The sequence below is a fragment of the Streptomyces durbertensis genome, from assembly GCF_014156695.1.
GTDB lineage: Bacteria > Actinomycetota > Actinomycetes > Streptomycetales > Streptomycetaceae > Streptomyces > Streptomyces durbertensis.
The window spans coordinates 1-5,453 of record NZ_WMLF01000366.1 but is presented as its reverse complement, the minus strand read 5'-3'; the positions used below and the strand labels follow the sequence as shown (position 1 = coordinate 5,453).

4 protein-coding genes and 1 pseudogene are annotated in these 5,453 nt (G+C 70.9%); all 5 read right to left on the bottom strand.

Features of this window, described 5'->3' with window-relative positions:
- Window positions 1-202, bottom strand: a pseudogene (locus GL263_RS20460) (metal-binding protein); the annotation flags it as partial.
- 96 nt (window positions 203-298) lie between these two features.
- Window positions 299-1,486: a rod shape-determining protein RodA gene (gene rodA, locus GL263_RS20455; RefSeq protein WP_182857190.1), complete on the bottom strand. Its 1,188-nt coding sequence runs from the start codon at window positions 1,484-1,486 to the stop codon at window positions 299-301.
- On the bottom strand, window positions 1,487-3,625 hold the full coding sequence (mrdA, locus tag GL263_RS20450) for a penicillin-binding protein 2 (protein ID WP_182857189.1): 2,139 nt from the start codon (window positions 3,623-3,625) through the stop codon (window positions 1,487-1,489).
- Between the two features lie 13 nt (window positions 3,626-3,638).
- Window positions 3,639-4,355 (bottom strand): rod shape-determining protein MreD, encoded by a 717-nt coding sequence (gene mreD / locus GL263_RS20445; protein ID WP_182857191.1) that lies wholly within the window; start codon window positions 4,353-4,355, stop codon window positions 3,639-3,641.
- Between the two features lie 6 nt (window positions 4,356-4,361).
- Window positions 4,362-5,411 (bottom strand): rod shape-determining protein MreC, encoded by a 1,050-nt coding sequence (mreC, locus tag GL263_RS20440; protein WP_182857188.1) that lies wholly within the window; start codon window positions 5,409-5,411, stop codon window positions 4,362-4,364.
- Window positions 5,412-5,453: the final 42 nt, after the last annotated feature.

The window sequence follows — 5,453 nt, the reverse complement described above, 5'->3', positions numbered from 1 at the left end:
GTCCGGTGCGGTGGCGCAGGGTGACGCCGTCGTGGGCGAGCCGGAGGTCGACGGTGTCGAAGTAGCGGGCGTGGAGCGTCCGGACGCCGTCGTCGTGCACGGCCGCGACGCCCGCCACGCCGGTCAGGTCGGGGATCTCCGGCAGTTCGCGACCGGCCGGTGCGGTGTACTTGCGCTCGGTCTCACGCACCACGGACACCATGGCTGGACGGTAGTTCCGCCGGGCGCGGCCCGCAACGGCTCAGGGCCGGCCGGGCGTGCCCGCGTCCGCCCGGCCCCGAGCGTCCGGCCGGCCGGGTCAGGCGGAGAGGGGGCGTTGTATCCGGATGGACTGGAGCAGTCCGACGGCGATCCAGGCGGCGAACATCGAGGTGCCGCCGTAGGAGACAAACGGCAGCGGGAGGCCGGCGACGGGCATGATGCCCAGCGCCATGCCGATGTTCTCGAAGGACTGGAAGGCGAACCAGGCGACGACGCCGGCGGCGATGATCGTGCTGTAGAGGTCGGTGGCCTCCATGGCGATGCGGCAGGCGCGCCACATCACCACGCCGAGCAGGACGATGATCAGGGCTCCGCCGAGGAAGCCCAGCTCCTCCCCCGCCACGGTGAAGATGAAGTCCGTCTGCTGCTCGGGAACAAACTGGCCGGTGGTCTGGGTGCCCTGGAAGAGGCCCTTTCCGGTGAGTCCGCCGGAGCCGATGGCGATGCGGGCCTGGTTGGTGTTGTAGCCGACGCCGGAAGGGTCGAGTGCCGGGTTGGCGAAGGCGGCGAACCGGTTGATCTGGTACTCGTCGAGCAGGTCGAGCATCCACACCGCGACGCCGCCCGCGACGGCGGCGGTGATCAGTCCGAACACCCAGCGGTTGGAGGCCCCGGAGGCCAGCAGCACGCCGAGCACGATGACGGCGAGCACCATGACCTGGCCGAGGTCGGCGATGACGGCGATCGGGATGGCGGCCAGGACGAGGGCCAGCAGCACGGTCCGGTGGTCGGGGTGTTCCCGGTCGCCGGCGTCCACCTTGGCGGCGAGCACCACGGCCATCGCCAGCGGCACGGTGACCTTGGCGAACTCCGAGGGTTGGAGGAAGAAGCCGCCGCCGAGGTTCAGCCAGGCCCGTTCGCCGTTGATGGTGGCGCCGATCGGCGTGTACACCAGCGCGACGAGGATGAGCGCCAGCACGTACAGCAGCCACCAGGCCGAGCGCAGCCGGCGGTGGCCGACCCACAGGACCACCGCCGCGAGCGCGATGCCGATGAGCGCGTTCATGACGTGCTTGACGAGGAAGAGGTGGGGATCGCCGCCGGTGAGTTCGGTGCGGTTGCGGGTGGCGGACCACACCAGCAGCGAGCCGATCACGCACAGCGCGAGGGCCGACAGCAGCAGCGGCCAGTCCAGGCGGCGGGCCAGGGAGTCCCGGGCCCGCAGCCTGGCCCACAGGCTCTTCGGCCGCTCGAAGCGGGCGGTGTCGAAGGAGTGGATGCTCATCTACTCGAACTCCGCGTCCCGCCACTCGGCGACGATCGACTTCTTGGTGCGTTCGGCCTTGACGTCCCCGTTCTCCCCGATGCGCGGCAGCTCGCGCTGCGGCTCGGGAAGCAGGGCCTTCTTCCTGTCGATCGTGCCGTCGGGCAGTACGCCGTAGAGCGCGTCGTAGATGTTGCGTACCGCGGGGCCCGAGGCGCCGGAGCCGGTACCGGCCTGGGAGATCGTCATGACGATGGTGTAGTCGTCGGTGTACGTCGCCAGCCACGAGGTGGTCTGCTTGCCCTGGACCTGCGCCGTACCGGTCTTGGCGCGGATCGGGATGTCGTCGTGCGGCCAGTTGCCGAACCGCCAGGCGGCGGTACCCCGGGTGGTGACCCCGAGCAGCGCCTCGTCTATCTGGGCGATGGTCCGCTTGGCGGCGGGGGCCCTGCCGTGGCTGCGCGGCTTGATCTCCTCGATGTGCCGGCCGTCGGGGCTGATGACCGCCTTGCCGACGGTGGGAGTGACCAGCTTTCCGCCGTTGCCGATGGACGCGTAGGCGGTGGCCATCTGGATCGGGGTGACGAGGGTGTCGCCCTGGCCGATGGCGTAGATGATGCTGTCGCCTGCGCGCAGGTTCATGCCCTCGACGCAGTTCTCCTTGGCCAGTCGGGTGACGTAGTCGTCGGCGTCCGAGTTGGACTGCTTGCACCAGGCGTTCTTGTTCAGCTCCCAGTACTTCTGCTTCCACTCCCGGTCGGGGATGCGGCCGGAGACCTCGCTGGGCAGGTCGATGCCGGTGGGGCTGCCGAGGCCGAAGCCCTTGGCGGCCTTGTAGAGGTACTCGTTGGGCTTCTTCTTGGGGTTGATGCCGCCGTCCTTGCGCCATTCCTGGTGGCCGAGGGCGTAGAAGACGGTGTTGCAGGAGACCTCCAGCGCGCGGCCGAGGCTGATCGGGCCGTGGCCGGTGGACTCGAAGTTGCGGTAGGTCTGGTTGCCGAGGCTGTAGGAGGCGCCGCAGTTGTACCGGCCGTCGAAGGGGTAGCCGGCGTTGACCGCGCCCGCGCTGGAGACGATCTTGAAGATCGACCCGGGCGGGGCCTGACCCTGGATGGCCCGGTTGAGCAGCGGGAAGTTGGAGTCCTTGCCGGTGAGCCGCGCGTACTCCTTGCCGGAGATGCCGCCGACCCAGGCGTTCGGGTCGTAGTCCGGGTTGGAGGCCATCGCGACGACGCGCCCGGTCCTGGTCTCCATCACCACCACGGCGCCGGAGTCGGCCTCGTACGGCCGGCCGGTGATCTTGTCGACCTCGTTTCGGGCCTGCTTCATCGCCTTGTCCAGCTGCTTCTCCGCTATGGCCTGCACGCGGGAGTCGATGCTGGTCACCACGGACGCCCCGGCCATGGCGCGGTCGCCCTCGGCCTCGCCGATGACCCGGCCGAGCTTGTCGACCTCGTAGCGGGTCACCCCGGCCTTGCCGCGCAACTGGCGGTCGTAGGTGCGTTCGAGTCCGAAGCGACCGACCTGGTCCGAGCGCAGCAGCGGCGAGTCGGTGTCCCTGGCCTGCTCGACCTCCTCGTCCGTGACCGGCGAGAGGTAGCCGAGCACCTGGGAGGTGCCGGCCTTGTAGGGCGCCGGGTAGCGGCGGACGGCGGTGGGTTCGGCGGTGATACCGGGGAAGTCCTCGGCGCGTTCCCTGATCTGGAGGGCCTGCTGGGTGGTGGCCTCGTCGGTGATCGGGATCGGCTGGTAGGGGGAGCCGTTCCAGCACGGCTGCGGCGTCTGCGCGTCGCACAGCCGGACCTTCTCGGCGACCTCGCGGTAGCTGAGGTCGAGCACGTCCGCGAGCCGGGTGAGGACGGCCTCGCCCCGGTCCTTCATCCTCATCAGCTCGGTGCGGCTGGCGGACACCACCAGCCGGGTCTCGTTGTCGGCGAGCGGCACGCCGCGGGCGTCCAGGATGGCGCCGCGGGTGGCGGGTTGCACGACCTGCTGGACGTGGTTGCCGGCGGCCTCCCGCTCGTACTCCTCGCCGTTGCGGACCTGGAGGTACCAGAGCCGGCCGCCGAGAGTGAGCAGCAGCGAGAACACGATGATCTGGAGGGCGACGAGCCGGATGGTGACACGCGACGACCGGCCCGTCTCCGGGATGTTGCTCACTTCCTCACCTCCGTCACAGCCGCTTGACACCCTTGATGCGTGCCGCCGATCTCCTTGCCGAGCGGCCGAGCAGGCTGTTGCGCCGCCCGCCGAGGTTGGTGTTGCGGCCGGGTTTGCCCAGCTGCTTCTCGGCGCGGGCCAGTCGGCCGCCGGTGCCACCGCCGATCCAGCCGAGCGGGCTGTCGCCGGCGCCGGCACCGGCGGCGGTCGCGTTCTCGGCCAGTGGGTCGTGGTCGGCGCGGCGGGCCAACGCCATGATCAGCGGCACGGTGAAGGGCGCCAGCAGCAGGTCGTAGAGGGTGGCGGTGAGCAGCAGGCTCCACAGGCCGACGTGGCGGGCGGCGGTGTCGCCGACCAGTGCGCCGACTCCGGCGTAGAGCAGGGTGGAGGAGACCGCGGCGACGGCGACGACCACCATGGGCCCGGTGGCGCTGCGGTGTTGGCCGTTCTCCGGCTTGGTGAGGCCGGCCGCGTAGCCGACCAGGCAGAGCACCAGCGCGTAACGTCCGACGGCGTGGTCGGCGGGCGGCGCGAGGTCGGCGAGCAGGCCGGCGCCGAAGCCGATGAGCGCGCCGCTGGTGTGGCCGTAGACGAGGGCCAGGGCGAGCACGGTGAGCAGCAGCAGGTCCGGGGTGGCGCCGGGGAGTTGCAGTCGGGCGAGGACGCTGACCTGCACCACCAGGGCGACGATCACCAGGGTGGTGGAGAGCAGGACGCGGTTGAAACGCAGCATCTGTCAGTCCCCCTGCTCGTCGGTCTGGTCCGGGTACTGGTCCTGGTCGGGGCCCGGTGGCGCGGCCTGCCCGTCCGGCGGTCCGTCGCCCTGCTGGCCGTCGGCCTGTGGGCCGTCGCCGTCCTGGCCGTCGGCCGCGTCCTCGGCTCCCGGGGTGACCGTGACCGTCACGGTGGGGACCGGCTTCTTCTTCGGCGGGTCGGGCAGCACCATGTCGCGCGGGTCCTTCCGCGGGCCCTCGACCACCACGCCGACGATGTCGAGTCTGCTGAAGCCGACGTAGGGGCGGACCCGTACGGTCCTGGTCAGGTCGCCGCTGTAGGGCGTCACCTGGATGACCTCGCCGACCGGCACGCCGGGCACGAACGGCCGGTTGTTGCTGGAGCCGAAGGTGACCATCCGGTCGCCCTTCTTGACGTTCGCCCGGGTGTTGAGCAGCTGCACGGTCAGCCAGCTGTCGCCCCGGCCGTTGGCGAAGCCGAGTTCGTTGCTCTTCTCCAGCCGGGTTCCGACGGTGAAGTCCGGGTCGGTGGCCAGCAGGACGGTGGAGGTGGAGGGGCCGACGGTGGTGACCCGGCCGACGAGGCCGTCCCCGTTGAGCACCGTCATGTCCCGTTTGATGCCGTCGCGCTCACCCACGTCGATGGTGATGGTCCAGGAGAAGCCCTGGGCCGCGCCGATGGCGATGACCTGCGCCCCCTTGACGCCGTACTGGCCGGCGGCGGCGGTCCGCAGCAGCTTGTCCAGTTCCTCGGCCTGGGAGCGGTTGCGGTCGTCGGAGCCGAGCCGCTGCTTGAGTTCGGCGTTCTCCCGCTCCAGCGCGGCCAGCCGGTCGTGGCGTTTGCCGGAGTCCCGGACGGCGGCCACGGCGTTGCCCACCGGGTCGACCGCGCCGGCGACGGTGTTCTGTACCGGTCCGAGCACCGTGGCGGCGCCGCGCCGGGCCCCGTCCAGCGGCGACTGCTCGCCGCCGCGGAGGTCGACCGTGATCAGCGCGAACGCGACGGCGACCAGCAGGACGAGCAGGAGTCGGCTCTCTCGGTTGTCCCTCACGTCTGACGGCCGTGCCTTCCCCTTGGTTCGGTGGGTGGGATG